The following is a 25,749-nucleotide window of genomic DNA, read 5'->3' as shown; positions in this document are numbered from 1 at the left end:
GCAAGGCCAAATATGGGGTGGCGCTTAGCGCGGCGCCGCGCATCTGATCACGACGAAGTGCCTGCTGCGCCGCCGGCGCCGCCAGGCTTCGCCGCTCGCGCACATGGCCCGCACAGTCCACTTAGCTCGATCACCTGACGATGCACCTCGAAGCCATGCGCCGGTGCGCTGTGCGACAGGCGGTCGGCGAGCTCGTCGCCGGGAATCTCGACGGTCGCGCCGCAACCGTCGCACATCAGGAACTGGCTGCGATGCGGCACGCCGATTTCGCAGCAGGCGACGAACGCGTTCTTCGATTCGATCCGGTGCACGAAGCCGTGCGCGACGAGGAAGTCGAGCGCGCGATAGACGGTGGTCGGCGGCATGCGACCGCGCTCGGGCGCGAGCGCGTCGAGCAACTCGTACGCGCCGACCGGCCGCTCGCTCGCGACGATCGCCGCGTACACCTGGCGGCGCAGCGGCGTCAGCGCGAGCCCCTGCGCCGCGGCGTGCGCGTCCGCATGCGCGAGCTGCATGGCGTGCTGTTCGGCGAGCGAGGTAGTCATCGGCGTGAATCTCCTGACATGGCGGCCCCCGAGCGGGCTGCAAGGTCGAAATGATATAACGTATCGCGGTTTTTTGTCAGCGGCGCGAATCTTCGCACGGCGGCACGCAGCGAACGCGTCGTGGCGACCCATGGCGCAATGGGCTTGCTCCTGCCGCGCTGCACCATCGAAATTCGTCCGCGTGCCTTGACATGATCCGGTCCGTATCCGATCATTCGATCACTAGCCGAGCAATTGTTCGCACGATGAGCGTTCGCTCACCGCGCGCCAAAATGTAAAAACGAAGCGGAGACAGGCAGTGGCACGATTGCAGGACAAAGTCGCCATTCTGACGGGCGCGGCCAGCGGTATCGGTGAAGCGGTAGCCCTGCGCTATCTCGACGAGGGCGCGCGCTGCGTGCTGGTCGACGTGAAGCCGACCGACAGCCTCGGCGGCGCGCTGCGCGGCACCTACGGCGAGCGCGTGTTGAGCGTCAGCGCCGACGTCCGGCGCCGCGAGGACATCGAGCGCATCGTCACGAGCACGCTCGGCTGCTTCGGCCAGATCGACATCCTGTTCAACAATGCGGCGCTGTTCGACATGCGCCCGCTCCTCGACGAATCCTGGGACGTGTTCGACCGCCTGTTCGCGGTCAACGTGAAGGGCATGTTCTTCCTGATGCAGGCGGTCGCGCGGCAGATGGTCGAGCAGGGCCGCGGCGGCAAGATCATCAACATGTCGTCGCAGGCCGGGCGGCGCGGCGAGGCGCTCGTGTCGCACTACTGCGCGACCAAGGCGGCGGTGTTGAGCTATACGCAGTCCGCGGCGCTCGCGCTCGCGCCGCATAAGATCAATGTGAACGGCATCGCGCCGGGCGTCGTCGACACGCCCATGTGGAACGAGGTCGACGCGCTGTTCGCGCGCTACGAGAACCGGCCGCTCGGCGAGAAGAAGCGCCTCGTCGGCGAGGCCGTGCCGCTCGGCCGCATGGGCGTGCCCGACGACCTGACCGGCGCCGCGCTGTTCCTCGCGTCGGCCGATGCCGACTACATCACCGCGCAGACGCTGAACGTCGACGGCGGCAACTGGATGAGCTGAATAAAGAGCAGGGAGCGGGCACGTTGACTGCTCTGAGCGGCGCGTCATTCCGTCAAACGAACGCAGCATCACATAACGTACGAGAAAGGAGACAACGATGAAACCAGCTTTCAAATTCGCACTGAAGGCGGCCGGTGCCGGCGCGGCCACCTGCTTCGCGCTGAGCGCATCGGCGGCGACGGTGACGATCGCGACGCTGAACAATCCGGACATGATCGAGTTGAAGAAGCTGTCGCCCGCGTTCGAAAAAGCGAATCCGGACATCAAGCTGAACTGGGTGATCCTCGAGGAAAACGTGCTGCGTCAGCGCGCGACGACCGACATCACGACCGGCAGCGGCCAGTTCGACGTAATGACGATCGGCGCATATGAAACGCCGCAATGGGGCAAGCGCGGCTGGCTCGCGCCGATCACGAACCTGCCGGCGAGCTATGACCTCAACGACGTCGTGAAGACGGCCCGCGACGGCCTGTCCGCGAACGGCCAGCTGTATGCGCTGCCGTTCTACGTCGAAAGCTCGATGACCTATTACCGCAAGGATCTGTTCGACAAGGCCGGTCTGAAGATGCCCGACCAGCCGACCTACGACCAGATCGGCCAATTCGCCGACAAGCTCACCGACAAGTCCAAGGAGCAGTACGGCATCTGCCTGCGCGGCAAGGCGGGCTGGGGCGAGAATATGGCGTACGCCACGACGGTCGTGAACACCTTCGGCGGCCGCTGGTTCGACGAGAAGTGGAACGCGCAGCTGACGTCGCCGGAATGGAAGAAGGCGATAACGTTCTACGTCGATCTGCTGAGGAAGGACGGTCCTCCGGGAGCGAGCTCGAACGGCTTCAACGAAAACCTGACGCTGATGTCGTCGGGCAAGTGCGCGATGTGGATCGACGCGACGGTCGCGGCCGGCATGCTGTACAACAAGCAGCAGTCGCAGATCGCGGACAAGGTCGGCTTCGCGGCCGCGCCGATCGAGGTCACGCCGAAGGGCTCGCACTGGCTGTGGGCGTGGGCGCTCGCGATTCCGAAGTCGTCGAAGCAGCAAGATGCGGCGAAGAAGTTCATCGAGTGGGCGACCTCGAAGGAGTACATTGACATGGTCGCGAAGGACGAAGGCTGGGCCTCGGTGCCGCCGGGCACGCGCGAGTCCACCTACGCGCGCCCCGAGTACAAGCAGGCCGCGCCGTTCGGCGACTTCGTGCTAAAGGCGATCCAGACCGCCGACCCGGATCATCCGACCTTGAAGCCGGTCCCGTACACAGGTGTGCAGTTCGTCGGAATTCCCGAATTCCAGTCGTTCGGCACGGTGGTCGGGCAGAGCATCTCCGGCGCGATCGCTGGTCAGATGACGGTCGACCAGGCACTCGCGGCCGGCAACGCGGCCGCGAATCGCGCGGTCAAGCAGGCGGGTTATCAGAAGTAACCCGGCAGGCCCGCCGCATCGACCGATGCGGCTCATGCAGCAGGGCGGCCGTTCGTCTGCGCCCGATGCGATGCGGCGCGTGTCGTGCGCCATTCAGGCACGGCACGCCGCGTCGCACATACGCGGCTCCGGCGAACGCTCCGCGCATTACCGAACAGGTGGTCCATCATGCGTCCTTTGCGCCTACCTCTGATGCAAACCCATCCCCAGACAGAAAAAGAACGCGAGGAGCGTAAGGCCAATTCGGCCCGCTGGCTCGTGGCGCCGTCGGTCGGCGTGCTCGTGCTGTGGATGGTCATTCCGCTCGCGATGACGATCTGGTTCTCGTTCTCGCACTACAACCTGCTCAATCCCGATCTGCGCGGCTTCGCCGGCTTCGACAACTACCGCTATCTCGCGACCGATCCGTCGTTCGGTCCGTCGATCGCGCATACGATCGAGCTGATCGTATGGGTGCTCGTGATCACCGTGGGCGGCGGCGTGCTGATGGCGATCCTGTTCGACCGCAAGTTCTACGGGCAGGGCGTGGCACGCCTGCTCGCGATCGGCCCGTTCTTCGTGATGCCGACGGTCAGCGCGCTGATCTGGAAGAACATGATCCTGCACCCGGTGTACGGCCTCGTCGCGCAGGGCATGCGCGCGCTCGGCATGCAGCCGATCGACTGGTTCGCCGACTATCCGCTGACCGCGGTGATCATGATCGTCGCGTGGCAGTGGCTGCCGTTCGCGTTCCTGATCCTGTTCACGTCGATCCAGTCGCTCGACCAGGAGCAGAAGGAAGCCGCGAAGATCGACGGCGCCGGTCCGTTCTCGATGTTCTTCTACATCACGCTGCCGCACCTGCGACGTGCGATCGCGGTCGTCGTGATGATGGAGACGATTTTCCTGCTGTCGATCTTCGCCGAGATCTATACGACCACGGGCGGCGGTCCGGGCAACGCGACCACCACCCTGTCGTACCTGATCTTCGCGCTGGGCCTGCAACAGTTCGACGTCGGTCTCGCCTCGGCGGGCGGTATTCTCGCGGTCGTGCTGGCCAACATCGTGTCGATCTTCCTCGTGCGGATGCTCGCGAAGAACCTGAAAGGGGAGTACGAAAAATGAGCCACGTTGCCTCCACTACGGCATCGACGACGCAGCCGGTCGCGGTGCCGACCAAATCGCCGTTCGACACGATTCGTCGCGGCATTCCCGGCGTGATCGCGTGGCTCGTCGCGCTGCTGCTGTTCTTCCCGATCTTCTGGATGACGATCACCGCGTTCAAGACCGAGCAGCAGGCCTATGCGTCGTCGCTGTTTTTCGTGCCGACGCTCGACAGCTTTCGCGAGGTGTTCGCGCGCAGCAACTACTTCGCGTTCGCGTGGAACTCGATACTGATCTCGGTCGGCGTCACACTGCTGTGCCTGATCCTCGCGGTGCCGTGCGCGTACGCGATGGCGTTTTTCCCGACGCGCCGCACGCAGAAAGTGCTGCTGTGGATGCTGTCGACGAAGATGATGCCGTCGGTCGGCGTGCTGGTGCCGATCTATCTGCTGTGGAAAAACACCGGCCTTCTGGATACCGTGTCGGGCCTGATCATCGTCTACACGCTGATCAATCTGCCGATCGCGGTCTGGATGGCGTTCACGTACTTCGCCGAGATTCCGCGCGACATTCTCGAAGCCGGGCGCATCGACGGCGCGGCGACGTGGCAGGAGATCGTCTATCTGCTGATGCCGATGGCGCTGCCCGGGCTCGCGTCGACCGCGCTGTTGCTCGTGATCCTGTCGTGGAACGAGGCGTTCTGGAGCATCAACCTGTCGAGCTCGAACGCGGCGCCGCTGACCGTGTTCATCGCGTCGTATTCGAGTCCTGAAGGTTTGTTCTGGGCCAAGTTGTCGGCCGCTTCGTTGCTGGCGGTCGCGCCGATCCTGATCGTCGGCTGGCTGTCGCAGAAGCAGTTGGTGCGGGGGCTCACGTTCGGGGCCGTCAAATGACGGCTGGCCCGGGCATCGTGCGCTATGCGTTGATCTGCGATTGCGACGGCGTGCTGATCGACAGCGAAGCGGTGGCCGCGCGCATGCTGGTGCGCGAACTCGAGGCGCGCTGGCCCGGCATCGACGCCGCGCCGGTCGTGCTGCCGCTGCTCGGGCTGCGCATCGAGCGCGTGTTGCAGGACACCGCGACTCAGCTCGGCAAACAGCTCGGCGCCGACGATATCGATGCGATCCGCCGCGCGGTCGAAGCGGCGGCGATCGAGGCGCCCGCCGTCGACGGCATCGAGATGGCGCTGACCCAGGTGCCGCTCGTCAAAGGCTGCGCGAGCAATAGCTTCCGGCCCTACGTCGAGACGGTGCTGGCGCGCACGGGCCTGAAGCGTTTCTTCGGCGAGCGGCTGTTCTGCGCCGATGCGGTGCCGAATCCGAAGCCCGCGCCGGACGTGTATCTGGCGGCGGCGCAAGGCTTCGGGCTCGCGCCGGGTGCGTGCCTCGTCGTCGAGGACAGCGTGACCGGCGTCACGGCGGCGGCCACGGCGGGCATGGCGGTGCTGGGGTTTATCGGCGGCGGTCATGCGAGCGATGCGCAGATCGATCGATTGCACGCGGCGGGCGCGCGTCATGTGTTCGAGGACATGCGGCAGTTGCCCGACCTCGTCGCGCAATGGACGCTCTCCGCGACGGCCGCGGCGCCATGAGCGCACGAATGCACGCGACGTGACACGGCATCAGGTAGCAGCATGAAGTAACGAGCAGCATCGAACGGCATTACACGGAGACACATCATGGCAAGCGTAACCTTGCGCAACATCAGAAAGGCCTACGACGAAAACGAAGTGATGCGCGACATCAATCTCGACATCGCCGATGGCGAGTTCGTCGTGTTCGTCGGGCCGAGCGGTTGCGGCAAATCGACCCTGATGCGGATGATCGCGGGCCTCGAGGACATCACGGGCGGCGATCTGAACATCGACGCCGTGCGCATGAACGACGTGCCGCCGGCCAAGCGCGGCATCGCAATGGTGTTCCAGTCGTACGCGCTGTATCCGCACATGACGCTGTACGACAACATGGCGTTCGGCCTGAAGCTTGCCGGCGCGAAGAAGCCGGAGATCGACTCAGCCGTGCGCAACGCGGCGAAGATCCTGCACATCGACCATCTGCTCGATCGCAAGCCGAAGCAGTTGTCGGGCGGGCAGCGTCAGCGCGTCGCGATCGGCCGCGCGATCACGCGCAAGCCGAAGGTGTTCCTGTTCGACGAGCCGCTGTCGAATCTCGACGCCGCGCTGCGCGTGAAGATGCGCCTAGAGTTCGCACGCCTGCACGACGAGTTGAAGACGACGATGATCTACGTGACGCACGACCAGGTCGAGGCGATGACTTTGGCCGACAAGATCGTCGTGTTGTCGGCGGGCAATCTGGAGCAGGTCGGCAGTCCGACGATGCTGTATCACGCGCCGGCGAACCGCTTCGTCGCTGGCTTCATCGGCTCGCCGAAGATGAACTTCATGGAAGGCGTCGTGCAGTCGGTGTCGCATGACGGCGTCTCGGTGCGTTACGAGACCGGCGAGACGCAGCGCGTGTTGGTCGAGCCGGGCGCGGCCAAGCAGGGCGACAAGGTGACGGTCGGCATCCGCCCCGAGCATCTGCACGTCAGCACGACCGAGGATGGTATCGAGGCACGCACGATGACGGTCGAATCGCTCGGCGATGCCGCGTATCTGTACGCGGAGTCGAGCGTCGCGCCCGATGGTTTGATCGCGCGGATTCCGCCGCTCGAACGGCATGCGAAGGGCAATACGCAGAAGCTGGGCGCGACGCCCGAGCATTGCCATCTGTTCGACAGCGAAGGTAAGGCGTTCCAGCGCAAGATTGTGGAGGTGCTGGCGGCTTGATCGCGCGATGACGCATTGCATAAGCAGGCGGCGCACGCAAGGCGCTGTCCGCGGAAGGAGTTAGGCGCGTTCGCTTCCCAAGGTGAAACGAACGCACGAAAAACCTACCGGACGGCGGGGAGTCGTCCGGTTCGGGGAAAACGAGGTTACTCGCTCATGAGACGCTTAAGTTCATTGAGAAAAGACTCGGTGGTGTGTCCCCACAGTGTCGGATCAAAACCCGCTCCATAGCCTGTTTCGAACGCAGAATCCAGATCGGTCGAGTGCTCATCCATGAACGAATTGATTTCACGAATCAAATCCGAATATGTGTGGGGACTGTCCTTCTTGTAACAAGCCACGATTTCGGCAATGGTTTCGCCAAACAGGTCAAAATCCTGACCAAAATACACGTGAAATATGCGGCGCATCGCCGGGTAGCGTTCGGGCGACATCGTTTCCCTTCAGTCAATGTAAGCGGTAAGCACGTAATATGACATGCCATTATAGGGTTCGTACTTTAGAAAGACTGTAACCCTGTTCATCTTCGTTAGCTTTCCTGTTGCCCTCGATATCCCATATCCAACGTCACCCGCGACGTGCTTAATCAGTGTGAGAGTAATATCTCGCGTCGGATTCTGCGCCCACGTGCGGATTCTACCTACGTTTGAAGACATAACTTCCGATATAGCCCATTCCGCAGTCCCGCGGCTTGTGAACGACGACACGATTTTCCGCTTCGGCTCATTTACCAATCTTTCCCGCAACTGCGCTTCGGTCCGTCCGACATGTTTCAAGAGCGTATGTCCACCGATCCGGCTGCCCGCCTTCGCCTCATGCATGTCCAGGTTGATCCGGCCCATCGTGACGCGCGCAGCGCGTGCCGCCTTGATCGAGCCGGCAAAGCCGAATGGCACGGCGATATCGAGCGACAGGCCGATATTGTTCGCCATGTCGGGGCTCGCCCTCATCGCTTCAGCGAGTTTCGTCGTGCCCTGCTGGGTCAGCGTGGCCGTATCCTGACCAGTCCAGACCTGCCGCAGGCCCGCCGCCGCCGAGTCCGAACCATGTACCCCGAACACGACACAGCCGGCTTTGCTCGCCATCGTCGGGTCGGGCAAAACGCACAGCGCACCCGCACCGACCATTTCCAGCACGCCGCCGACGAGCTGTAACCCGCCCCAAAGCCGGTTGGAAAGCATCTCGGTCTGGCTGATCGACTGGCGGGATAGCACGGCCGCGAGTTGCGGAGCGCTCAGTACAACCTTCACTCCGTCGGCGTTATCGGCACCGGGCATATAGAAACCCTCTTATGTTTTTATGGGGCTTCGATGCTGCCTTGCTGACCATCTCTCAAGATTCGGATAACTCCGAATTTTCCGTAGCTCGATGCACGGACCCGTTCTGCATCGGGCGGGACCAGGCGCAACATCACGCACGCCGCGATTTTCCGGTCATATCCTGTCCTGCATCACTACAGCGGGCCGCTACGCCAGACTTTCCCCTTCTCTCCGAATCATCCTTCGCCCATAGCCGGACAGTGAATCCACCGGTTAATGTGAAAGTCCGAGAAAAAAGAGAAGGGGACTTTTTGCATGTCACAGGTGAATGAGTCAGACGGCGTCCGCGTCGTACTGAGCGCCCCGCAAATGGCGGCCGTTCTGGTTCGTCAGTCGATTAGCCAGACTGAGATGCTTTCGAACCGTTCATGGGGCGGTTTGCAGGTTGTCGGCGGAGTATTGGAAATGGTCGGCGCGGGTGCGTTATGCGTGCTGCCAGAGCCGACGATGGCAAGCAAGGCCGGGTGCATTGTGTTTGGCGTGCATGGCTCGGATACCGCAGCAGCAGGTCTGCGACAGGTTTGGACCGGGCGAGATTCCTCCACGCTGATCCAACGCGGTATGGCGAAGCTGGCCGAAACTATGAAGGCCAGCCCCGACATGGCCAACAATATCGGCCTGTCGCTCGATATCGCAGTGTCGGCAGGCGTGGCGGGATCGATCAAGGCAGTGCGGGCGTCCGAGATCACATTGGGCCGGATCAACTTGATGATGCACGAAGCGAAGACGGGCAGCGGGATTGGCGGGCACACGCTGCTGAAACATGTGGGGCGTACTGAGGCACAATTGTCAGAGAGATTGTTGAAGGAACCGTGGCGAGATCGGGTCTCGTCATTTGCGAATATTGCTGCGGCGGAATGGGCCATCTCGGAGACGATGCAGGCGAACGCCATTGCGATAAAGTCGTGGGTTGCTTCACCATCACGAGATTTAGCTTTAAAGAAAGATGTCGGGAAAAATGTTGGCTACACCTTGTTCAAAAAATCAGAAAAATTGATAAGTTCGAGCAAGGTCACTGTTATTCTTCGACATCAGGCATACAATGGAATGCCATACTATATTCTCACCGCTTATCTGGATGCCTAATTTAGGGAAGTGAAAATGAGTTTAATCGCGGATATCCTCGCGGCGAGAGGCCCAACGATGGTTAGAATTTCCAATGTACTGGACTATTCAAATGACCTGTCCCTGGTACTGTCCAAATTCGGCCTGACTCAAGATGAGGCGATGCTTGTGCGGCATGATAGAGCCGGGGCCATTGCTATTCTCACGAACCTGCTATGGAAAGGGCAGGCTTATGATTGTGAATGCATGGGCAGGAGTAAAGCGGAAGAGCTTGCTGAAAAAATAATTTCTGAAAATGAATCAAAAGAAAGTAGGTATTTTTCAAACAAGGAATCACCGTCATCGGATTCGTGGAATGGTCTTACGGGCTCGACCTTTGACTCAGGTATTGTGATAAGTAGTGGGGATGGTCGATATTTCTGTATCTGGCTTGAAGATGAAGATTAATTTGACGTCTTCAGTTAAGTCATGAAAAACCAGTCAACTTATCCAGAGCTTGGTCATTTCTTCGGAGCCTACCTCAATCAGGATTACGACCTTTCAGGAGACACACTCGCGGAGGTCGTTGAATGCTACAAACAGGGGACGCCTGTGGACGCGCATGAAAGGATGCGCTGTCCGAGATAGAGTGATTCAAGGGCGAACATCCAGACCTGGACGAGGCATTTGAGGAGGCTTACGGCCAAGATTGTTCGCCAGACCTGTGAGGTCACACAACCGCCTCGCTTCTTGTGGAGTTGAAGCAGATCCCGAGCGAGTAAGACTCTCGGCTACGCCAACTTACGGCGCGTCTACACCAATCGCGCCCGCTTCTTCTGCGGGCACCGTTTCACGCCTCCAACGCCGCCCGCGCGCACACCTCGTCGGTAACGAGCCCCGACAGCCACCCCCCCTTGAGCACCGCGATCAGCGCCTCGCGCTTACGCAGCCCGCCCGCGAAGCCGATGGTCGGCCGGCGCGGCGGCGTGTCGAGCGCAATGCTCGTCACGCGTCGGCCGGTCGGCGATTCGACGTGCGCGCCGGCCGCATCGATCGGCAGGCCAAGCATTTCGGCGACCGCGCCGTTGTGCATCAACTCATTCACCTCGCCTTCCGTGATGAAGCCGTCCTCGTGCAACGGACAGGTCATCCCAATGTTGCCGATGCCGACGAACGCGACATCGGCCTGCGCCGACAGCGATTCGACGATCCGGTACAGACGGTGATTGCACCACTGCGCGCGCTCGGCCTCGCTGTCGGCGAGCAGCGGCGCGGGCAGCAGAAAATGCTTGCCCCCGGTCTTTTCGGAAATGTGCAGCGCGACGTCGTAACGGTTCGAGGAGCCGTCCTGCGCGATCGCGCCGACCATCGATACCAGCCGATGCTGCGGACGGTCTAGCTGCGCGATCTGATCGACCGCGGCCTTCAGCGTGCGGCCGCTGCTGACCGCGACGACCATCGGCTTTTCCTCGCTCAGATAGCGCTCCATCACCTGCGCGCCGGCTACCGCGAGCTTACGGTCGACTTCCTCGGAGGTATCGCCATCAATCGGCACGATCTCGCACATGCTGAGGCCATAGCGCTTCGACAGCTGATCGGCGAGCGACAGGCAATCAGCGAGCTTGTGATCGACCCGCACGCGGATCAGGTTCTTTTCGACCGCGAACGCGACGAGCCGCTGCGCGACCGGCCGCGATACCTGCAGCTTCTCGGCGATTTCGTTCTGGGTATTGCCCGCGACGTAATAAAGCCACGCGGCGCGTGTGGCGAGATCGAGTTTTTCTGTGGACCTGGGCACGATGAGGTTTCGGTTGAAGTGCGCCGATGATAGCGGCCGGCGGCGCGTCTGTCGCGCGGGCCGGCCGCGGTTGACGCTCAGGCGAGCGGTGCGCGCGCGGGATCGAACAGCGGCCGTACGTGGCGATACAGCGCGCGATACGCTTCGAGCCGCGTGCGCAATTGCGCGTGGCGGCGCGGATTCGGCGTGAACTCCTTTTCGACAGGCGGCTTGGTCAGCACGGTGGCCGGCTCGCCACCGGCGGCGAGCCAGCCGAGACGCGCCGCGCCGAGCGCCGCGCCGGTTTCGCCGCCGCCGTGCTTGACGGTGACGGTGTCGAGCGCATCGGCGAGCAACTGGGCCCAGTAGTCGCTGCGTGCGCCGCCGCCGAGCAGCGACAACACCTTCGCCTCGGTGCCGGCCGCGCGCAGCGCGTCGAGGCCGTCGGTCAGCGCGAGCGTCACGCCTTCGAGCACCGCGTAGCCGAGCAGCGCGCGGTCGGTTGCGTGAGTCATGCCGAAGAATACGCCTTGCGCATAGGGGTCGTTGTGCGGCGTGCGCTCGCCCGACAGATACGGCAAAAAGAGCGGCGCGGTGGTCAAGGCCTCGGCGGGCAGCGCCTCGATTTCGGCGAGCAGCGTCGGCTCGTCGGTCGACGTCAGCTTGCAGACCCAGCGCAAACAGCTCGCCGCCGACAGCACCACGCTCATCTGATGCCAGCGGTCCGGGATCGCATGACAGAACGCGTGCACGGCGGAGGCCGGGTTCGGCCGGAAGCTGTCGCCGACCACGCACAGCACGCCCGAGGTGCCCAACGACACGAAGCCGTCGCCCGGTTGCGTCGCGCCGATGCCGATCGCGCTGGTCGCGTTGTCGCCGCCGCCGGCCGCGACGATCACGTCGTCGCGCAGGCCGAATTCGCGCGCGAGTTCCGGCAGCAGCGTGCCGGCCGGCGCGCTGCCTTCGCGCAGCGCCGGCATCTGCGCGCGCGTCATGTTGCAGGCCGCGAGCAGCGAATCGGACCAATCGCGTTTCGCGACGTCGAGCCACAATGTGCCGGCCGCGTCCGATGGATCGGACACCTTGCCGCCCGTCAGTTGCAGGCGCAGATAGTCTTTCGGCAGCAGCACGCAGGCAGTCCTCGCGAAAATCTCCGGCTCGTGACGCGCGACCCACAGCAGCTTCGGCGCCGTGAAACCGGGCATCGCCAGATTGCCGGCGACGCTGTGCAGTTCCGGCGCGCGCTCGGTCAGCTCCGCGCACTCCTTGTCGCTGCGCATGTCGTTCCACAGGATCGCGGGCCGCAGCACGCGGTTTTCCGCGTCGAGCAGCACCGCGCCGTGCATCTGCCCTGACAGGCCGATGCCGCGAATCTGCGCAAATTCGTCGGGATGACGCGCGCGCAACGCGGCGAGCGCCGTGCGCGTGCCGGCCCACCAGTCTTCGGGATTCTGCTCGGCCCAGCGCTGGTGCGGACGCGAAACGGTGAACGGCGAGCCTGCGGTGCCGATCACGCGGCCGTCGGAGGCGAGCAGCAGAACTTTCACTTCGGACGTGCCGAGGTCGATGCCAAGGTACATGGGAGCGAAACCTTCGTCGTTGGGGATGCGCTACTTTAGCGGTTCATCGCGCGCGCTGTCATGCGCATTAAGCCTGGCTAGTCGCGCCGCGTTCGGCGAGCCATGCGTCGACCCGCGCGAGCGCGCCCGCGAGCGCCGCTTCGAGCTCGGGCGTCTGCGCCATGCCGCCCCACAGCAGCCGGTCGGCGGCGAACGCGCGCAGCGGATCGGGCGCCGTGAAAAAGGCGTGCGCGACGCGCTCTTCCATCACGCCGTCCTGATACGCGTAGGGCAGCTTGCCCGTGTGCCAGCGTTCCAGAAAGCGGAAGAACAACGCGGGCAGCATCGCGCTCGCCGCCGGCGTGACGCCGCGCTCGAAGCATTCGGCGAGTGTCGGCGCGATGAAGCCGGGCAACTTCGAGAAGCCATCGGCGGCGACGCGCTGGTTCGTGTCGAGGATATGCGGGTTGCTGAAGCGCTCGAGCACGACGTCGCGATAGCGTTCGAGATCGAGCGGACTCGGTGTCAGACACGGGATCACGTCCTCGGTCACGTAGTCGTACGCGAACTGGCGGATGTCGGCGTCGAGCGTGCCTTCGTGGATGTAGTTCAGGCCGACCAGCGTGCCCGCCCACGCGATGCAGCTATGCGTCGCGTTGAGAATGCGGATCTTCGCTTCCTCGTACGGCAGCACCGAATCGACGAGTTCCGCGCCGACCTTCTCCCAGGCCGGCCGTCCCGCGATGAAGCGGTCTTCGATCACCCACTGGATGAACGCCTCGCCCATCACCGGACTCGCGTCGTCGACGCCGGTCGCGGCCTTCACGCGCTCGCGCACGTCGGGCGTCGGACGCGGCGTGATGCGATCGACCATCGAACACGGGCATGACGTGTTGTCGTCGAACCATTGCGCGAGTTCGTTCGCGCCGCGTCGTTCGAGAAACTCGCTCATGCCCGCATGGAAGCGCTCGCCGTTGCTGCGCAGGTTGTCGCAGGTCTGCAGCGTGACGGGTCCCGCGCCGCGCTTCACGCGCGCGTCGAGAATCGCCGCGAGCGCGCCGTAGATCGTCGTGTGGCCGCCGGCGAGGTCGGCGGCGAGATCGGCATTCGCGGTGTCGAGCCGGTCGTGTTCGTCGAGGTAATAGCCGCCTTCGGTCACGGTGAACGCGATGATCTTGCAAGCCGGATCGGCGCCCGCTTCGATCAGTCCGTCGAGGCTTTCGCTCCACGGCAGCACGCGCTCGATCGAGCGGATCGTCTCGTAGGCGCGCTCGCCTTGCGGCGTGACGGTTTCGAGCGTGTAGACGCCGTTCTGCGCGGCGAGCGCTTCGAGCACCGGGTTCATGTCGCCGCGGATATTGCCCACGCTCAGCGACCAGCGCGGCTCGCCGGCCGTGCTCGCTTCGTTCAGCCGGTGCAGATACCACGCCTGATGCGCGCGATGAAACGATCCCGCGCCGATGTGCAGGATCACGTGTGCGGCCGCGCCGCTGCCTTGCCCGCTGTTCATGTTGTGTCTCCAAAAACTTGTCCGCGGCGCTCGCGGCGCGCGTTCTGTGCGTGCAGAGCATTTGCTCTGTGTGTGAGCGAATGATCGTACCCGGAGAAACGAAAGTCAAGGCAAGGGGCGGGCTTTTGATGGCGCAGCGCGGCATGGGCGATGCGCCGGCGGGAGCGACGAGCGCCCGAGGCGAGAGAACGAGTCGCGCCGCTCATATTGCATTGCATCAAATTTGACCGTGCGCGCGTCGGGGCTAACCCGAATACAAAAAAGTATCGGTCCGCGGTTTCTTTTAAAGTGGTCGCCAACGCGTTTGGCGGTTACTTTTCGCTTTACAAGATCAAGATCGGCGGCGCCTCCCGCGCGCCGCTTCATGGAGGCAGACAGTGCAACCTGATCTCGAAATCGTGGCCGTACGCCACGACGAATCGTTCAAAGTGTGGTCGCATGGCTATCCGTATCGCACGGTGCGCTGGCACTTTCATCCGGAGTACGAAATCCATCTGATCGTCGCGACGACCGGCAAGATGTTCGTCGGCGATCACATCGGCAGCTTCGCGCCCGGCAACCTCGTGTTGATGGGGCCGAACCTGCCGCACAACTGGGTCAGCGACGTGCCCGAAGGCGAGAGCGTCGCGCAGCGCAATCTGGTCGTGCAATTCGGCCAGGAGTTCGTATCGAACTGTCTCGAGAGTTTTCCGGAGTGGCGTCAGGTCGAGGCGTTGCTCGCCGATGCGCGTCGCGGCCTGTCGTTCGGTCTGGAGACGTCCGCGCAGATCAAGCCGCTCTTTCTCGAACTGCTCGCGGCGCGCGGGCTGCGCCGGCTCGTGCTGTTCATGTCGATGCTCGAGATCCTGATCAACGCGCCGGATCGCGACACGCTCGCGAGTCCCGCTTATCAGGCCGATCCGACCAGCTTCGCGGCGACCCGCATCAACCACGTGCTCGCGTATATCGGCAAGAACCTCGCGAACGAGTTGCGCGAGTCGGAGCTTGCGCAACTCGCCGGCCAGAGCGTCAGCGCGTTTTCGCGATATTTCCGCCGCCATACCGGGCTGCCGTTCGTGCAGTACGTGAACCGCATGCGCATCAATCTCGCGTGCCAGTTGCTGACCGATGACGAACTGAGCGTGACCGACATCTGCTTCAAGGCGGGCTTCAACAACCTGTCGAATTTCAACCGGCAGTTCCTTGCGATGAAGGGCATGGCGCCGTCGACGTTTCGCCGTTATCAGCAACTGAACGATGCGAGCCGCGATGCTTCCGAGCAAGCGGCCGCGCATGGCAGGGGCATCGACAACGCGCCGGCGATCGTGCTCGCGCCGGGCTTGCCGCGTAGCGGCGTCGCGTACCCGGTCACATAGTGCCCGCCCGGTAGTTCACCGCTTTATTCCACTCGCGTTTCAACACGCATCGATCGCGCTGTGCGCCCACAGCGCGAGGGGGCGTGCTCACTTCAAAAAATGGAGACAACCATGAAGCCGTCTACTCTTTCGCTCAACCCTTCGATGATGTTCGCGCGCCGCGTCGCCGCGCTCGCGTTCGGTTTGTCGCTAGTCGCTGTGTCGGCAGCGCAGACCGCGCAGGCCGCGCCGCTGAAAATCGGCATGACGTTCCAGGAACTGAACAACCCGTACTTCGTGACGATGCAGAAAGCGCTGAACGACGCGGCCGCGACGACCGGCGCGACGGTCGTCGTCACCGACGCGCATCACGACGTCAGCAAGCAGGTCAGCGACGTCGAAGACATGCTGCAAAAGAAGATCGACATCCTGCTCGTCAATCCGACCGACTCGACCGGCATCCAGTCGGCGGTCACGTCGGCGAAGAAGGCGGGCGTCGTCGTGGTCGCGGTCGATGCGAACGCGAACGGTCCGGTCGATTCGTTCGTCGGCTCGAAGAACTACGACGCGGGCGTGATGGCGTGCGACTACCTCGCGAAGTCGATCGGCGGCAGCGGCGAAGTGGCGATTCTCGACGGCATTCCGGTCGTGCCGATTCTCGAACGCGTGCGCGGCTGCAAGGCGGCGCTCGCGAAGTCGCCGGGCGTGAAGCTCGTCGATACGCAGAACGGCAAGCAGGAACGCGCGACCGCGTTGTCCGTCACCGAGAACATGATCCAGGCGCATCCGAATCTGAAGGGCGTGTTCAGCGTGAACGACGGCGGCTCGATGGGCGCGCTGTCGGCGATCGAATCGTCGGGCAAGGACATCAAGCTGACGAGCGTCGACGGCGCACCGGAAGCGATCGCCGCGATCCAGAAGCCGAATTCGAAATTCGTCGAGACGTCCGCGCAATTCCCGGCCGACCAGGTGCGCATCGCGCTCGGCATCGCGCTCGCGAAGAAGTGGGGCGCCAATGTGCCGAAAGCGATTCCGGTCGACGTGAAGATGATCGACAAGAGCAACGCCAAGGGCTTCAGCTGGTAACGCAAGCGCAGGCTGCCGCGCGTGCGGATCATGCGCGGCGGCGCGCGGCACAGGAACATGCGATGGACACGATTCTGAAGCTCGACAACATCAGCAAGAGCTTTCCCGGCGTGAAGGCGCTGCAAGGCATTCACCTCGAGATCGCGCGCGGCGAGATTCACGCGCTGCTCGGCGAGAACGGCGCGGGCAAGTCGACGCTGATGAAGATTCTGTGCGGTATCTACCAGCCGGACGAAGGCACGATCACGCTCGACGGCGAGCAACGCCACTTCGCGAACTATCACGACGCGGTGGCCGCGGGCGTCGCTATCGTGTTTCAGGAGTTCAGCCTGATTCCGTATCTGAACGCGGTGGAGAACATGTTTCTCGGCCGTGAATTGCGCAACCGCTTCGGTCTGCTCGAACGCGGCAGCATGCGGCGCGCGGCGGCGCGGATTTTTGAGCGGCTTGGCGTAGCGATCGATCTGTCGGTGCCGATCCGGGAACTGTCGGTAGCGCAGCAGCAGTTCGTCGAAATCGGCAAGGCGTTGTCGCTCGATGCGCGCGTGCTGATTCTCGACGAGCCGACCGCGACGCTGACGCCCGCCGAGGCCGCGCATCTGTTCACGATCATGCGCGAGCTGAAGCAGCAGGGCGTCGCGATGATCTTCATCTCGCACCACCTCGAAGAGATTTTCGAGGTGTGCGACCGCATCACGGTGCTGCGCGACGGCCAGTACGTCGGCACGACCGAGGTCGCGCAATCCGACGTGAGCCGGCTCGTGCAGATGATGGTGGGACGCCGCATCGAAAGCAGCTTTCCGCCGAAACCGGCGCCGCGCGCCGATGCGAAGGTCGTGCTCGACGTCGTGCGCTTGCAGCTGTTCAAAGACAGCCCCGAGCTGAGCTTCACGCTGCGCGAGGGCGAGATTCTCGGCTTCGCGGGACTCGTCGGTTCGGGGCGCACCGAGAGCGCGCTCGCGGTGATCGGCGCGGACCGTGCGTACGCGAAGGAAATTCGCGTCAACGGCGCGGCCGCGAAGCTCGCCGATCCGGCCGATGCGCTGCGCGCGGGCGTCGGCATTCTGCCCGAGAGCCGCAAGACCGAAGGGCTCATTACCGAGTTCTCGATCAAGCAGAACATCTCGATCAACAACCTCGGCAAGTACCGGTCGCTACGTTTCTTCATCGACCAACGTAGCGAAGCGCGCGCGACCGCCGACATCATGAAGCGCGTCGGCGTGAAGGCCCCAACGATGCACACCGAAGTCGCGACGCTGTCGGGCGGCAATCAGCAGAAGGTCGTGATCGCGCGCTGGCTCAATCACCACACCAACATCCTGATCTTCGACGAACCGACACGCGGCATCGACGTCGGCGCGAAGGCCGAAATCTATCTGCTGATGCGCGAACTGACCGCGCGCGGCTACTCGATCATCATGATCTCGTCCGAGTTGCCGGAGATCGTCGGCATGTGCGACCGCGTCGCCGTATTCCGGCAGGGCCGCATCGAAGCGCTGCTCGAAGGCGACGCGATCGAATCGAATGCCGTGATGACCTATGCGACCGCCGGTTCGCTCGGAGCCTCTCATGAACATGCCTAATCCTTTCTCTTCGCCGAAAACATCGAGTGTCAACAGCGACACGCCGGGCGCGCCGGTGCGCTTCACGTGGGCCGCGCTGAAACGCTCGACACTGTTCTATCCGTTCATCGGCCTGCTGGTCGTCTGCATCGTGATGGTGTTCGCGAGCGACAGCTTTCTGTCGGCCGCGAACATCGAGAACGTGCTGCGCCAGGTGTCGATCAACGCGATCATCGCGGTCGGCATGACCTGCGTGATCCTGACGGGCGGCATCGATCTGTCGGTCGGATCGGTGATGGCGCTTTCGGGCACGCTGTCGGCCGGGCTGATGGTCGCCGGCATGAATGGGGTGGCCGCGCTTGCGGTCGGCCTCGCGGTCGGTCTCGGCTTCGGCGCGGCCAACGGCTTTTTCGTCGCGTTCGCCGGCATGCCGCCGATCATCGTCACACTCGCGACGATGGGTATCGCGCGCGGCCTCGCACTGATCTACACGGGCGGCTACCCGATCGACGGTCTGCCCGACTGGGTCAGCTTCTTCGGCAGCGGCAAGATTCTCGGCGTCCAGGCACCGGTCGTGATCATGGCGGTGATCTATCTGATCGCGTGGGTGCTGCTCGAACGGATGCCGTTTGGCCGCTATGTGTACGCGATCGGCGGTAACGAGCAGGCGACGCGATTGTCCGGCGTGCGTGTGGCGCGCGTGAAGCTGATCGTCTACACGATCGCCGGCTTGACGTCAGCGTTTGCCGCGATCGTGCTGACCGCGCGCCTGATGAGCGGCCAGCCGAACGCGGGCGTCGGCTTCGAACTCGACGCGATCGCCGCCGTCGTGATGGGCGGCACGTCGATCTCCGGTGGGCGCGGCTCGATCATCGGCACGCTGATCGGCGCGCTGTTACTCGGCGTCCTGAATAATGGCCTGAACATGGTCGGCGTGAATCCGTACGTGCAGAACGTGATCAAGGGCGGAATCATTCTGCTCGCGATCTATATCAGCCGCGAGCGCAGAAAGTAACGCTCGCTTCCCCACATCCCTCTTTTCGCAGGACCATGCAATGACGACTCAATCCGACCAGCGGAACATGACCGCCATCGTCTGTCATGCACCGAAAGACTATCGCGTCGAGCAGGTACAAAAACCACGCGCGCGCGCGCACGAACTCGTGATCCGCATCGCCGCGTGCGGCATCTGCGCGAGCGACTGCAAATGCCATTCGGGCGCGAAGATGTTCTGGGGCGGCCCGAGCCCGTGGGTCAAGGCGCCGGTGATTCCGGGCCACGAGTTCTTCGGCTATGTCGAGGAACTGGGCGAAGGCGCGGCCGAGCATTTCGGCGTGCAGAAGGGCGAGCGCGTGATCGCCGAGCAGATCGTGCCGTGCGGCAAGTGCCGCTATTGCAAATCCGGTCAGTACTGGATGTGCGAAGTGCACAACATCTTCGGCTTTCAGCGCGAGGTGGCGGACGGCGGCATGGCCGAGTACATGCGCATTCCGCCGACCGCGATCGTCCACAAGATTCCCGACGGCATCTCGCTCGAAGACGCCGCGATCATCGAGCCGCTCGCGTGTGCGATTCACACTGTCAATCGCGGCGATCTGCAACTCGACGACGTGGTCGTGATCGCGGGCGCGGGGCCGCTCGGTCTGATGATGACGCAGGTTGCGCATCTGAAGACGCCGAAGCGGCTCGTCGTGATCGATCTGGTCGAAGAGCGGCTCGCACTCGCGCGCGAATATGGCGCGGACGTGACGATCAATCCCCGGAAGGACGACGCGCTCGCGATCATCCATTCACTGACGGACGGCTACGGCTGCGACGTCTATATCGAAACGACGGGTGCGCCGATTGGGGTGAATCAGGGGATGGACCTGATCCGCAAGCTCGGGCGCTTTGTCGAATTCTCGGTGTTCGGCGCGGATACGACGCTCGACTGGTCGGTGATCGGCGATCGCAAGGAACTCGACGTGCGCGGCGCGCATCTTGGGCCCTATTGCTATCCGATCGCAATCGATCTGCTCGCGCGCGGACTCGTTACGTCGAAGGGCATCGTCACGCACGGCTTTTCGTTGGAAGAATGGGACGAAGCGATCAGGATCGCGAACTCGCTCGATTCGATCAAGGTGCTGATGAAGCCGCGCGCGTGAATCTGGGGCGCGGCGTTTCAACGGAGACTCTATGAACTACGTCATCGGCGTCGATATCGGCACGCAGAGCACGAAGGCGCTGCTGGTCGACGAGCAGGGCGCGATCGTCGCGCAGCATGCGTCGAGCTATCAGCCCGATACGCCGAAGCCATTGTGGGCCGAGCAGTGGCCCGCGGTGTGGCTCAAGGCCGTGGTCGAATGCGTGGCCGCGTGCGTGAGCGAGGCGAAGGCGGCCGGCATCGCGCCGGGCGCGATAAAGGCGCTGTGCGTGAGCAGCCTGTACGGCGGCTCGGGCATTGCGGTCGACAACGACATGCGGCCGCTCGCGCCCTGCCTGATCTGGATGGACCGGCGCGCGACCGCGCAGGTCGACTGGGTGCGCGAGAACGTCGATCTCGAACGGCTCTATACGATCACCGGCAACGGGGTGGACAGCTACTACGGTTATACGAAGATGCTGTGGCTGCGCGAGAACGAGCCGGACGTGTGGGCGCATACACGCTATTTTTTGCCGCCGAACGCGTACGTGATCTACATGCTGACCGGCGAGGTCGCCGTCGATCACAGCTCGGCCGGCAATATCGGCGGCGTCTACGATATCGCGCGGCGCGACTGGTCGGACGAAGCGCTCGACATGCTCGGCATTCCCGCGACGATGATGCCGGAGCGGCTCGTCGAATCGTCGGAGGTGGTGGGCGGGCTGTTGTCGCAATGGACCGCGCAGTTGGGGCTCGACGCGGGCACCGCGATCGTCGCGGGTGGCGTCGATGCGGCGATGGCCACGTTCGCGGCCGGCGTCACGCGCGCGGGGCAGCACGTCGCGATGATCGGAACCAGCATGTGCTGGGGTTACATCAATCAGCGTGTCGATGCACGGCACGGTTTGATCAGCATGCCGCACGTTTTCAACGGGCAGCACGACATCTACGTATTCGGCGGCGCGATTACCGCGGGCGCGTCGGTCACTTGGTATCGCGAGCAGTTCTGTCATGCGGAGATCGAGGCCGCGCGCGCGACACCGCATGGCGATCCGCATCGGCTGCTCGAAGAGAGCGCCGCGCAAGTGCCGGCCGGCGCCGACGGCGTGCTGTTCCTGCCGTATCTGATGGGCGAGCGCAGCCCGGTGTGGGATGCGAAAGCGAGCGGCGCGTTCGTCGGGCTGTCGCTGTTTCATACGCGCGCGCATCTGTATCGCGCGGTGCTCGAAGGCGTGTCGTTCGCGCTGAAGCACAACATCGAGGCGGGGCGCAAAGGCGCGCAATCGCTCGACGACATGCTGATCGTGGTCGGCGGCGCCGCGCATTCGGACCTGTGGATGCAGATCATCGCCGACGTCACCGGCTATCCGGTCTACACGATCGAGCAGGACGTCGAAGCCGCGATGGGCGCCGCGCTGCTCGCCGCGCTCGGCGTCGGCCTCGTGTCGCGCGAAGCGGCGCAAGGCGGCTGGGTCACGCTGATCGAGCGCGCGCAGCCCGACGCACGGCGCATGGCGCTATACAAAGAGCGCTTCGGCGTGTACACGGACCTCTATCCGGCGTTGAAGCCGGTCATGCATCGCTTGCAATCATCATGAACGCTACTTTCGATTTTTCCGGCCGCTCGATTCTGGTGACGGGCGCCTCCAGCGGCATCGGCCGCGCGACGGTCGAGGCGCTGTGCGCGAGCGGCGCGTCGGTCGTCGCGGCCGCGCGCAACGTGAACGAGCTCGCGCGGCTCGCCGAGGAAACCGGCTGCGAGCCGTTGAGGCTCGACATCAGCGACGAAGCCGCGATCGACGAAGCATTGGCCTCGCTCGAACCGTTCGACGGTCTCGTCAACTGCGCGGGCATCGCGTTGCTCGAACGCGCGGTGGAAACGACGGCCGCAAGCTTCGATCGCGTGATGGCGGTGAATGCGCGCGGGGCGGTGCTGGTCGCGAAGCACGTCGCGCGTGGCATGCTCGACGCGGGGCGCGCGGGCAGCATCGTCAACGTGTCGAGCCAGGCCGCGCTCGTCGCGCTCGACGATCATCTGAGCTATTCGGCGTCGAAGGCCGCGCTCGATGCAGTCACGCGCGCGTTGTGCATCGAGCTGGGGCCGTACGGAATTCGCGTGAACAGCGTGAACCCGACGGTCACGCTGACGCCGATGGCGGTGCTGGCGTGGAACGATCCTGTCAAACGCGATCCCGCTTTGCAGGCGATTCCGCTCAGGCGCTTTGCCGAATCGGCGGAAGTCGCCGCGCCGATTCTGTTTCTGTTGAGCGACGCGGCGTCGATGATCAGCGGGGTGTGTTTGCCGGTCGATGGTGGTTACACGGCGCGCTAGCGGGTGTCAGGCACTGCCGGTTGCCGGGTGAAATGGAAGTACGCGGAGGCCCTACCAGACGGTGTGGGGCCGTCCGCGGTGCGAGGAAACGCAGGCTACTCGCTCAGAAGAAGACGCTTAAGCTTGTCAAGGAAAGCCTCCGTGGTCTGCTCCCACGCCGTCGGATCGCACTGGTAGCCAAATTCCTCCTCGAAGGCCGCGTCAAGATTTCCAGCATGATCGCTCTTGAACCGGTCTATGTCGGCCACCGTCGCGTTGATCATGTCTGGCGTGCATCCGCTTGCACAAGCCCGGACCAACTCTCCAATTGTGTTTCCCCAGTAGTCGAAATCTTCATTGAAGTAGCCAAGGATCAATTGATCCAGATTGTCGTATCTCATATATCGATATTCACTCGAAATCAGTTCACGGAAGCCCTACTAACTGACGGGGGGCCGTCCGGTGCGAGGAAAATCAGGCTACTCGCTCAGGAGAAGACGCCTAAGTTTGTCGAGAAAAGCCTCAGTGGACTGCTCCCACGCCGTCGGATCGCACTGGTAGCCAAAATTCTCCTCAAAGGCAGCGTCAAGATTTTCAGCATGGTCGCTCTTGAATCGGTCTATCTCGGCCACACCGTCGCGTTAATCTCTTCCGGTGTGCATTCGCATGTAAAAGACAAAACCACTTCCTCAATTGTGTTTCCGAACAAGTCGAAATCTTCATGGAAGCGGCCACAAATCAATTGATACAAATTTTCGTATCTCATAGATCGCTGTCCATGCGGAATCAACGCTGAGCGACGCGGCGTCGATGTTCAGCGGCGTGTGTGCCGATCGACGGAGGCTGCACCGCGCGCTAGCGGGGGGCGGGCACTGTCGGTTGCCAGGTGAAATGAAGGTAGACGGAAACCATATCAGACGGCATAGGGACGTCTGGTGGGAAGAAGCACAGGCTTACTCACTTAGAAGGAGACGCTTAAGCTCGTCAAGAAAAGACTCGGTGGTGTGACCCCACAGCGTCGGATCGAACTGCCTGCCGAATTCCTCCTCGAACGCAGCGTCCAGATTTCCAGCGTGATCTCTCTTGAACCGGTCTATGTCGGCCACCTTCGCGTTAATCATTTCTGGCGTGCATCTGCTTACACAAGCCCGAACCAACGCTTCAATTGTGTCTCCCCAGTAGTCGGAATCTTCATTGAAGTAGACTCCGATCAATTGATCTAGATTGTCGTAGCTCATGTATCGGTATTCATTCGAAATCAGTCACTGAGCATGGCTGTGAGAATGTAGTACGGCATCCCGTTATACGTTTCGTATTTCAAGACAACCCATACTTTACTGCTATCCACCAACGTGTCGGTCTTTCTGACCAGTGCGTAACCCACTTTTCTTCCGACGTCCTTCTTCAGCCTAAGAGGCTCCCTCGGTGCTTTTGTCCATGCGTTAATCAGCAAGGCATTTGCGCGCATCGTTTCCGATATAGCCCACTCCGCCTCCTCGAGATTTACGAAAGACGATACTACGCGTTTTGTCGGCTCCAGCCTGAGTCTTTCCCGCAACTGCGCTTCAGTCCGACCGACATGTTTCAAAAGCGTATGTCCGCCAATCGAGCTGCCCGCCTTCGCCTCATGCATGTCCAGCTTGATCCGGCCCATCGTGACGCGCGCAGCGCGTGCCGCCTTGATCGAGCCGGCAAAGCCGAATGGCACGGCGATATCGAGCGACAGGCCGATATTGTTCGCCATGTCAGGGCTCGCCTTCATCGCTTCAGCGAGTTTCGTCGTGCCCTGCTGGGTCAGCGTGGCCGTGTCCTGACCAGTCCAGACCTGCCGCAGGCCCGCCGCCGTCGAGTCCGAACCATGTACCCCGAACACGACACAGCCGGCTTTGCTCGCCATCGTCGGGTCGGGCAAAACGCACAGCGCACCCGCACCGACCATTTCCAGCACGCCGCCGACGACCTGTAACCCGCCCCAAAGCCGGTTGGAAAGCATCTCCGTCTGGCTGATCGACTGGCGGGATAGCACGGCCGCGAGTTGCGGAGCACTTAGTACAACCTTCACTCCTTCGGTGTTATCGGCACCGGGCATATCGAACCCCTCTAATGTTTTTATGGGGTTCCGATGCTGCCGTGCGGACCGTCGCTCAAGATTCGGACAACTCCGAATTTTCCGTGGCCCGATGCACGGTGCCTGTTCTGTATCACTGCAAGTAGTGATGGCTTGCTCTTTGTTCCCCGCCAGGATGCCAGGTTTGCCCGGGAAGTGCCTTACACGCGCTAACCGTTACAGCATCGTCCGCACGTGCCACAGCTCGGGAAACAGCACGACGTCGAGCATCTTGCGCAGATACTGCGCGCCGCTCGTGCCGCCGGTGCCCTGCTTGAAGCCGATGATGCGCTCGACCGTCGTCACGTGGCGGAAGCGCCACTGGCGAAACGCATCCTCCAGATCGACGAGTTCCTCGGCCATCTCGTACAGATCCCAATGCTCGGACGGATTGCGATACACCTCGAGCCACGCCGCTTCGACCGATGCATCATGTTCGGTCGGCTTCGTCCAGTCGCGTTCGAGCCGCGCGGGCGAAATCCTGAAGCCGCGGCGCGCGAGCAGCCTCACCACTTCGTCGTAGAACGACGGCGCTTCGAGTGATGCCTTCACTTGCGCGTACACGTCGGCGCGATGCGCGTGCGGCTTCAGCATCTGCTCGTTCTTGTTGCCGAGCAGGAATTCGATCTGCCGGTACTGATACGACTGAAAGCCCGACGAACGGCCGAGGTACGGCCGCATCGCCGTGTATTCGGACGGCGTCATCGTCGCGAGCACGCTCCACGCCTGCACCAGCTGCTCCATGATTCGCGACACGCGCGCAAGCATCTTGAACGCGGGCGGCAGGTCGTCGCGATGCACGGCCGCGAGCGCCGCGCGCAGTTCGTACAGCGCGAGCTTCATCCATAGCTCGCTCGTCTGATGCTGGATGATGAACAGCATCTCGTTGTGATCCGGCGACAACGGATGCTGCGCGTCCAGCACCGTGCCGAGCGACAGATAATCGCCGTAGCTCATCGACTCCGAGAAGTCGAGCTGCGCGTCGTGCCAGCCGCTGTCGGCCGCGCTCGCGGACGGCGCCGACGCCGTCCGTCCGTGCCCGAACGGGCAGCCTTGTGCCGCCGGTTCTTCTGGCAAGCCCGGCGTGTGCATGTGATCGGTCAT

At 62.9% G+C, this 25,749-nt stretch carries 28 protein-coding genes; 16 read left to right on the top strand and 12 right to left on the bottom strand.

Going from position 1 to position 25,749, the window contains the following annotated elements:
• Nucleotides 1-47: 47 nt before the first annotated feature.
• On the bottom strand, nucleotides 48-545 hold the full coding sequence (locus F6X39_RS09115; protein WP_187616387.1) for a Fur family transcriptional regulator: 498 nt from the start codon (nucleotides 543-545) through the stop codon (nucleotides 48-50).
• A 298-nt stretch (nucleotides 546-843) separates the two neighbouring features.
• Between F6X39_RS09115 and F6X39_RS09110 the strand changes: the two genes are divergently transcribed.
• From F6X39_RS09110 to F6X39_RS09085, 6 genes are all read left to right on the top strand, one after another.
• Nucleotides 844-1,623: an L-iditol 2-dehydrogenase gene (locus F6X39_RS09110; protein ID WP_187616386.1), complete on the top strand. Its 780-nt coding sequence runs from the start codon at nucleotides 844-846 to the stop codon at nucleotides 1,621-1,623.
• A 97-nt stretch (nucleotides 1,624-1,720) separates the two neighbouring features.
• On the top strand, nucleotides 1,721-3,043 hold the full coding sequence (locus F6X39_RS09105) for an ABC transporter substrate-binding protein (RefSeq protein WP_184023030.1): 1,323 nt from the start codon (nucleotides 1,721-1,723) through the stop codon (nucleotides 3,041-3,043).
• Nucleotides 3,044-3,211: 168 nt separating this feature from the next.
• On the top strand, nucleotides 3,212-4,147 hold the full coding sequence (locus tag F6X39_RS09100) for a carbohydrate ABC transporter permease (RefSeq protein WP_026226016.1): 936 nt from the start codon (nucleotides 3,212-3,214) through the stop codon (nucleotides 4,145-4,147).
• The gene (locus tag F6X39_RS09095; RefSeq protein ID WP_090801681.1) at nucleotides 4,144-5,019 is read left to right on the top strand and encodes a carbohydrate ABC transporter permease; all 876 of its coding nucleotides are present in this window, start codon (nucleotides 4,144-4,146) and stop codon (nucleotides 5,017-5,019) included. The genes F6X39_RS09100 and F6X39_RS09095 overlap by 4 nt, the downstream gene beginning before the upstream one ends.
• On the top strand, nucleotides 5,016-5,717 hold the full coding sequence (locus F6X39_RS09090) for an HAD family hydrolase (RefSeq protein WP_187609898.1): 702 nt from the start codon (nucleotides 5,016-5,018) through the stop codon (nucleotides 5,715-5,717). The genes F6X39_RS09095 and F6X39_RS09090 overlap by 4 nt, the downstream gene beginning before the upstream one ends.
• Before the next feature lie 87 nt (nucleotides 5,718-5,804).
• A complete protein-coding gene (locus tag F6X39_RS09085) occupies nucleotides 5,805-6,914 on the top strand; it encodes an ABC transporter ATP-binding protein (protein WP_184023032.1) in 1,110 nt (369 codons plus the stop codon).
• Between the two features lie 146 nt (nucleotides 6,915-7,060).
• Here the strand turns inward: F6X39_RS09085 and F6X39_RS09080 are convergent, their stop codons facing one another.
• Both F6X39_RS09080 and F6X39_RS09075 read right to left on the bottom strand, forming a co-directional pair.
• Nucleotides 7,061-7,348, bottom strand: a complete 288-nt coding sequence (locus tag F6X39_RS09080) for a contact-dependent growth inhibition system immunity protein (protein WP_184023033.1) — start codon at nucleotides 7,346-7,348, stop codon at nucleotides 7,061-7,063.
• 9 nt (nucleotides 7,349-7,357) lie between these two features.
• Nucleotides 7,358-8,191 carry an RNase A-like domain-containing protein gene (locus F6X39_RS09075; RefSeq protein WP_187616385.1) on the bottom strand — a complete coding sequence of 278 codons (834 nt, stop codon included), beginning with the start codon at nucleotides 8,189-8,191 and terminating at the stop codon, nucleotides 7,358-7,360.
• 297 nt (nucleotides 8,192-8,488) lie between these two features.
• Between F6X39_RS09075 and F6X39_RS09070 the strand changes: the two genes are divergently transcribed.
• From F6X39_RS09070 to F6X39_RS09060, 3 genes are read left to right on the top strand one after another with little or no spacing between them, the layout of a single operon-like run.
• Nucleotides 8,489-9,319, top strand: a complete 831-nt coding sequence (locus F6X39_RS09070) for an RNase A-like domain-containing protein (RefSeq protein ID WP_187616384.1) — start codon at nucleotides 8,489-8,491, stop codon at nucleotides 9,317-9,319.
• A gap of 15 nt (nucleotides 9,320-9,334) precedes the next feature.
• Complete coding sequence (locus tag F6X39_RS09065; protein ID WP_143037119.1) at nucleotides 9,335-9,745, top strand: hypothetical protein; 411 nt, start codon at nucleotides 9,335-9,337, stop codon at nucleotides 9,743-9,745.
• Nucleotides 9,746-9,766: 21 nt separating this feature from the next.
• Entirely contained in the window at nucleotides 9,767-9,925 is a 159-nt protein-coding gene (locus F6X39_RS09060; protein ID WP_262413723.1) for a contact-dependent growth inhibition system immunity protein, read from the top strand.
• Nucleotides 9,926-10,127: 202 nt separating this feature from the next.
• On the opposite strand, the gene F6X39_RS09055 is transcribed toward F6X39_RS09060, so the two are convergent.
• The 3 genes from F6X39_RS09055 to dalD all read right to left on the bottom strand — a co-directional run bounded on the left by F6X39_RS09055 (nucleotide 10,128) and on the right by dalD (nucleotide 14,123).
• The gene (locus tag F6X39_RS09055) at nucleotides 10,128-11,075 is read right to left on the bottom strand and encodes a sugar-binding transcriptional regulator (RefSeq protein WP_187616383.1); all 948 of its coding nucleotides are present in this window, start codon (nucleotides 11,073-11,075) and stop codon (nucleotides 10,128-10,130) included.
• A gap of 77 nt (nucleotides 11,076-11,152) precedes the next feature.
• On the bottom strand, nucleotides 11,153-12,634 hold the full coding sequence (gene xylB / locus F6X39_RS09050; protein WP_090801671.1) for a xylulokinase: 1,482 nt from the start codon (nucleotides 12,632-12,634) through the stop codon (nucleotides 11,153-11,155).
• A 67-nt stretch (nucleotides 12,635-12,701) separates the two neighbouring features.
• The gene (dalD, locus tag F6X39_RS09045; protein ID WP_187616382.1) at nucleotides 12,702-14,123 is read right to left on the bottom strand and encodes a D-arabinitol 4-dehydrogenase; all 1,422 of its coding nucleotides are present in this window, start codon (nucleotides 14,121-14,123) and stop codon (nucleotides 12,702-12,704) included.
• Between the two features lie 377 nt (nucleotides 14,124-14,500).
• On the opposite strand from dalD, the gene F6X39_RS09040 reads away from it, so the two are divergent.
• From F6X39_RS09040 to F6X39_RS09010, 7 genes are all read left to right on the top strand, one after another.
• Nucleotides 14,501-15,478 (top strand): AraC family transcriptional regulator, encoded by a 978-nt coding sequence (locus tag F6X39_RS09040; protein WP_184023040.1) that lies wholly within the window; start codon nucleotides 14,501-14,503, stop codon nucleotides 15,476-15,478.
• Nucleotides 15,479-15,589: 111 nt separating this feature from the next.
• Nucleotides 15,590-16,543, top strand: coding sequence for a substrate-binding domain-containing protein (locus F6X39_RS09035; protein WP_187616381.1), 954 nt, complete (start codon nucleotides 15,590-15,592; stop codon nucleotides 16,541-16,543).
• A gap of 62 nt (nucleotides 16,544-16,605) precedes the next feature.
• Nucleotides 16,606-18,126 (top strand): sugar ABC transporter ATP-binding protein, encoded by a 1,521-nt coding sequence (locus tag F6X39_RS09030; protein ID WP_187616380.1) that lies wholly within the window; start codon nucleotides 16,606-16,608, stop codon nucleotides 18,124-18,126.
• Nucleotides 18,113-19,120, top strand: a complete 1,008-nt coding sequence (locus tag F6X39_RS09025; RefSeq protein WP_184023043.1) for an ABC transporter permease — start codon at nucleotides 18,113-18,115, stop codon at nucleotides 19,118-19,120. Before F6X39_RS09030 ends, F6X39_RS09025 begins: the two co-directional genes overlap by 14 nt.
• A 40-nt stretch (nucleotides 19,121-19,160) precedes the next feature.
• On the top strand, nucleotides 19,161-20,249 hold the full coding sequence (locus tag F6X39_RS09020; RefSeq protein WP_187616379.1) for an alcohol dehydrogenase catalytic domain-containing protein: 1,089 nt from the start codon (nucleotides 19,161-19,163) through the stop codon (nucleotides 20,247-20,249).
• Between the two features lie 31 nt (nucleotides 20,250-20,280).
• Entirely contained in the window at nucleotides 20,281-21,825 is a 1,545-nt protein-coding gene (locus tag F6X39_RS09015; protein ID WP_187616378.1) for an FGGY-family carbohydrate kinase, read from the top strand.
• On the top strand, nucleotides 21,822-22,559 hold the full coding sequence (locus F6X39_RS09010; RefSeq protein WP_187616377.1) for an SDR family oxidoreductase: 738 nt from the start codon (nucleotides 21,822-21,824) through the stop codon (nucleotides 22,557-22,559). The genes F6X39_RS09015 and F6X39_RS09010 overlap by 4 nt, the downstream gene beginning before the upstream one ends.
• A 95-nt stretch (nucleotides 22,560-22,654) precedes the next feature.
• Here the strand turns inward: F6X39_RS09010 and F6X39_RS09005 are convergent, their stop codons facing one another.
• The 6 genes from F6X39_RS09005 to kynA form a co-directional block, all read right to left on the bottom strand.
• On the bottom strand, nucleotides 22,655-22,939 hold the full coding sequence (locus F6X39_RS09005; RefSeq protein WP_187616376.1) for a contact-dependent growth inhibition system immunity protein: 285 nt from the start codon (nucleotides 22,937-22,939) through the stop codon (nucleotides 22,655-22,657).
• 78 nt (nucleotides 22,940-23,017) lie between these two features.
• Nucleotides 23,018-23,170, bottom strand: a complete 153-nt coding sequence (locus F6X39_RS37350) for a contact-dependent growth inhibition system immunity protein (RefSeq protein ID WP_316251674.1) — start codon at nucleotides 23,168-23,170, stop codon at nucleotides 23,018-23,020.
• Nucleotides 23,158-23,304 carry a contact-dependent growth inhibition system immunity protein gene (locus F6X39_RS36680; RefSeq protein ID WP_262413722.1) on the bottom strand — a complete coding sequence of 49 codons (147 nt, stop codon included), beginning with the start codon at nucleotides 23,302-23,304 and terminating at the stop codon, nucleotides 23,158-23,160. Before F6X39_RS36680 ends, F6X39_RS37350 begins: the two co-directional genes overlap by 13 nt.
• A gap of 187 nt (nucleotides 23,305-23,491) precedes the next feature.
• Nucleotides 23,492-23,776 (bottom strand): contact-dependent growth inhibition system immunity protein, encoded by a 285-nt coding sequence (locus tag F6X39_RS08995; protein ID WP_018437802.1) that lies wholly within the window; start codon nucleotides 23,774-23,776, stop codon nucleotides 23,492-23,494.
• A gap of 20 nt (nucleotides 23,777-23,796) precedes the next feature.
• Nucleotides 23,797-24,627, bottom strand: coding sequence for an RNase A-like domain-containing protein (locus F6X39_RS08990; RefSeq protein ID WP_187616375.1), 831 nt, complete (start codon nucleotides 24,625-24,627; stop codon nucleotides 23,797-23,799).
• 195 nt (nucleotides 24,628-24,822) lie between these two features.
• Nucleotides 24,823-25,749: a tryptophan 2,3-dioxygenase gene (kynA, locus tag F6X39_RS08985; RefSeq protein ID WP_187616374.1), complete on the bottom strand. Its 927-nt coding sequence runs from the start codon at nucleotides 25,747-25,749 to the stop codon at nucleotides 24,823-24,825.

It is taken from the genome of Paraburkholderia sp. UCT2 (assembly GCF_014397665.1).
In the GTDB taxonomy this organism is placed as follows: Bacteria; Pseudomonadota; Gammaproteobacteria; order Burkholderiales; family Burkholderiaceae; genus Paraburkholderia; species Paraburkholderia tuberum.
The sequence above is the reverse complement of the archived record's forward strand: the minus strand, read 5'-3'. Positions and strand labels throughout refer to the sequence as shown.

Coding starts and splice junctions, on each gene's coding strand:
- F6X39_RS09035 (WP_187616381.1), top strand. CDS start 15,590: ATGAAGCCGTCTACTCTTTCGCTCAACCCTTCGATGATGTTCGCGCGC.
- F6X39_RS09105 (WP_184023030.1), top strand. CDS start 1,721: ATGAAACCAGCTTTCAAATTCGCACTGAAGGCGGCCGGTGCCGGCGCG.
- F6X39_RS09025 (WP_184023043.1), top strand. CDS start 18,113: ATGAACATGCCTAATCCTTTCTCTTCGCCGAAAACATCGAGTGTCAAC.
- F6X39_RS09100 (WP_026226016.1), top strand. CDS start 3,212: ATGCGTCCTTTGCGCCTACCTCTGATGCAAACCCATCCCCAGACAGAA.
- F6X39_RS09020 (WP_187616379.1), top strand. CDS start 19,161: ATGACGACTCAATCCGACCAGCGGAACATGACCGCCATCGTCTGTCAT.
- F6X39_RS09085 (WP_184023032.1), top strand. CDS start 5,805: ATGGCAAGCGTAACCTTGCGCAACATCAGAAAGGCCTACGACGAAAAC.
- F6X39_RS09065 (WP_143037119.1), top strand. CDS start 9,335: ATGAGTTTAATCGCGGATATCCTCGCGGCGAGAGGCCCAACGATGGTT.
- dalD (WP_187616382.1), bottom strand. CDS start 14,123: ATGAACAGCGGGCAAGGCAGCGGCGCGGCCGCACACGTGATCCTGCAC.
- F6X39_RS09115 (WP_187616387.1), bottom strand. CDS start 545: ATGACTACCTCGCTCGCCGAACAGCACGCCATGCAGCTCGCGCATGCG.
- F6X39_RS09080 (WP_184023033.1), bottom strand. CDS start 7,348: ATGTCGCCCGAACGCTACCCGGCGATGCGCCGCATATTTCACGTGTAT.
- F6X39_RS09030 (WP_187616380.1), top strand. CDS start 16,606: ATGGACACGATTCTGAAGCTCGACAACATCAGCAAGAGCTTTCCCGGC.
- F6X39_RS08990 (WP_187616375.1), bottom strand. CDS start 24,627: ATGCCCGGTGCCGATAACACCGAAGGAGTGAAGGTTGTACTAAGTGCT.
- F6X39_RS36680 (WP_262413722.1), bottom strand. CDS start 23,304: ATGAGATACGAAAATTTGTATCAATTGATTTGTGGCCGCTTCCATGAA.
- F6X39_RS09075 (WP_187616385.1), bottom strand. CDS start 8,191: ATGCCCGGTGCCGATAACGCCGACGGAGTGAAGGTTGTACTGAGCGCT.
- F6X39_RS09090 (WP_187609898.1), top strand. CDS start 5,016: ATGACGGCTGGCCCGGGCATCGTGCGCTATGCGTTGATCTGCGATTGC.
- F6X39_RS08995 (WP_018437802.1), bottom strand. CDS start 23,776: ATGAGCTACGACAATCTAGATCAATTGATCGGAGTCTACTTCAATGAA.
- F6X39_RS09005 (WP_187616376.1), bottom strand. CDS start 22,939: ATGAGATACGACAATCTGGATCAATTGATCCTTGGCTACTTCAATGAA.
- xylB (WP_090801671.1), bottom strand. CDS start 12,634: ATGTACCTTGGCATCGACCTCGGCACGTCCGAAGTGAAAGTTCTGCTG.
- F6X39_RS09060 (WP_262413723.1), top strand. CDS start 9,767: ATGAAAAACCAGTCAACTTATCCAGAGCTTGGTCATTTCTTCGGAGCC.
- F6X39_RS09010 (WP_187616377.1), top strand. CDS start 21,822: ATGAACGCTACTTTCGATTTTTCCGGCCGCTCGATTCTGGTGACGGGC.
- F6X39_RS09070 (WP_187616384.1), top strand. CDS start 8,489: ATGTCACAGGTGAATGAGTCAGACGGCGTCCGCGTCGTACTGAGCGCC.
- kynA (WP_187616374.1), bottom strand. CDS start 25,749: ATGACCGATCACATGCACACGCCGGGCTTGCCAGAAGAACCGGCGGCA.
- F6X39_RS09095 (WP_090801681.1), top strand. CDS start 4,144: ATGAGCCACGTTGCCTCCACTACGGCATCGACGACGCAGCCGGTCGCG.
- F6X39_RS09015 (WP_187616378.1), top strand. CDS start 20,281: ATGAACTACGTCATCGGCGTCGATATCGGCACGCAGAGCACGAAGGCG.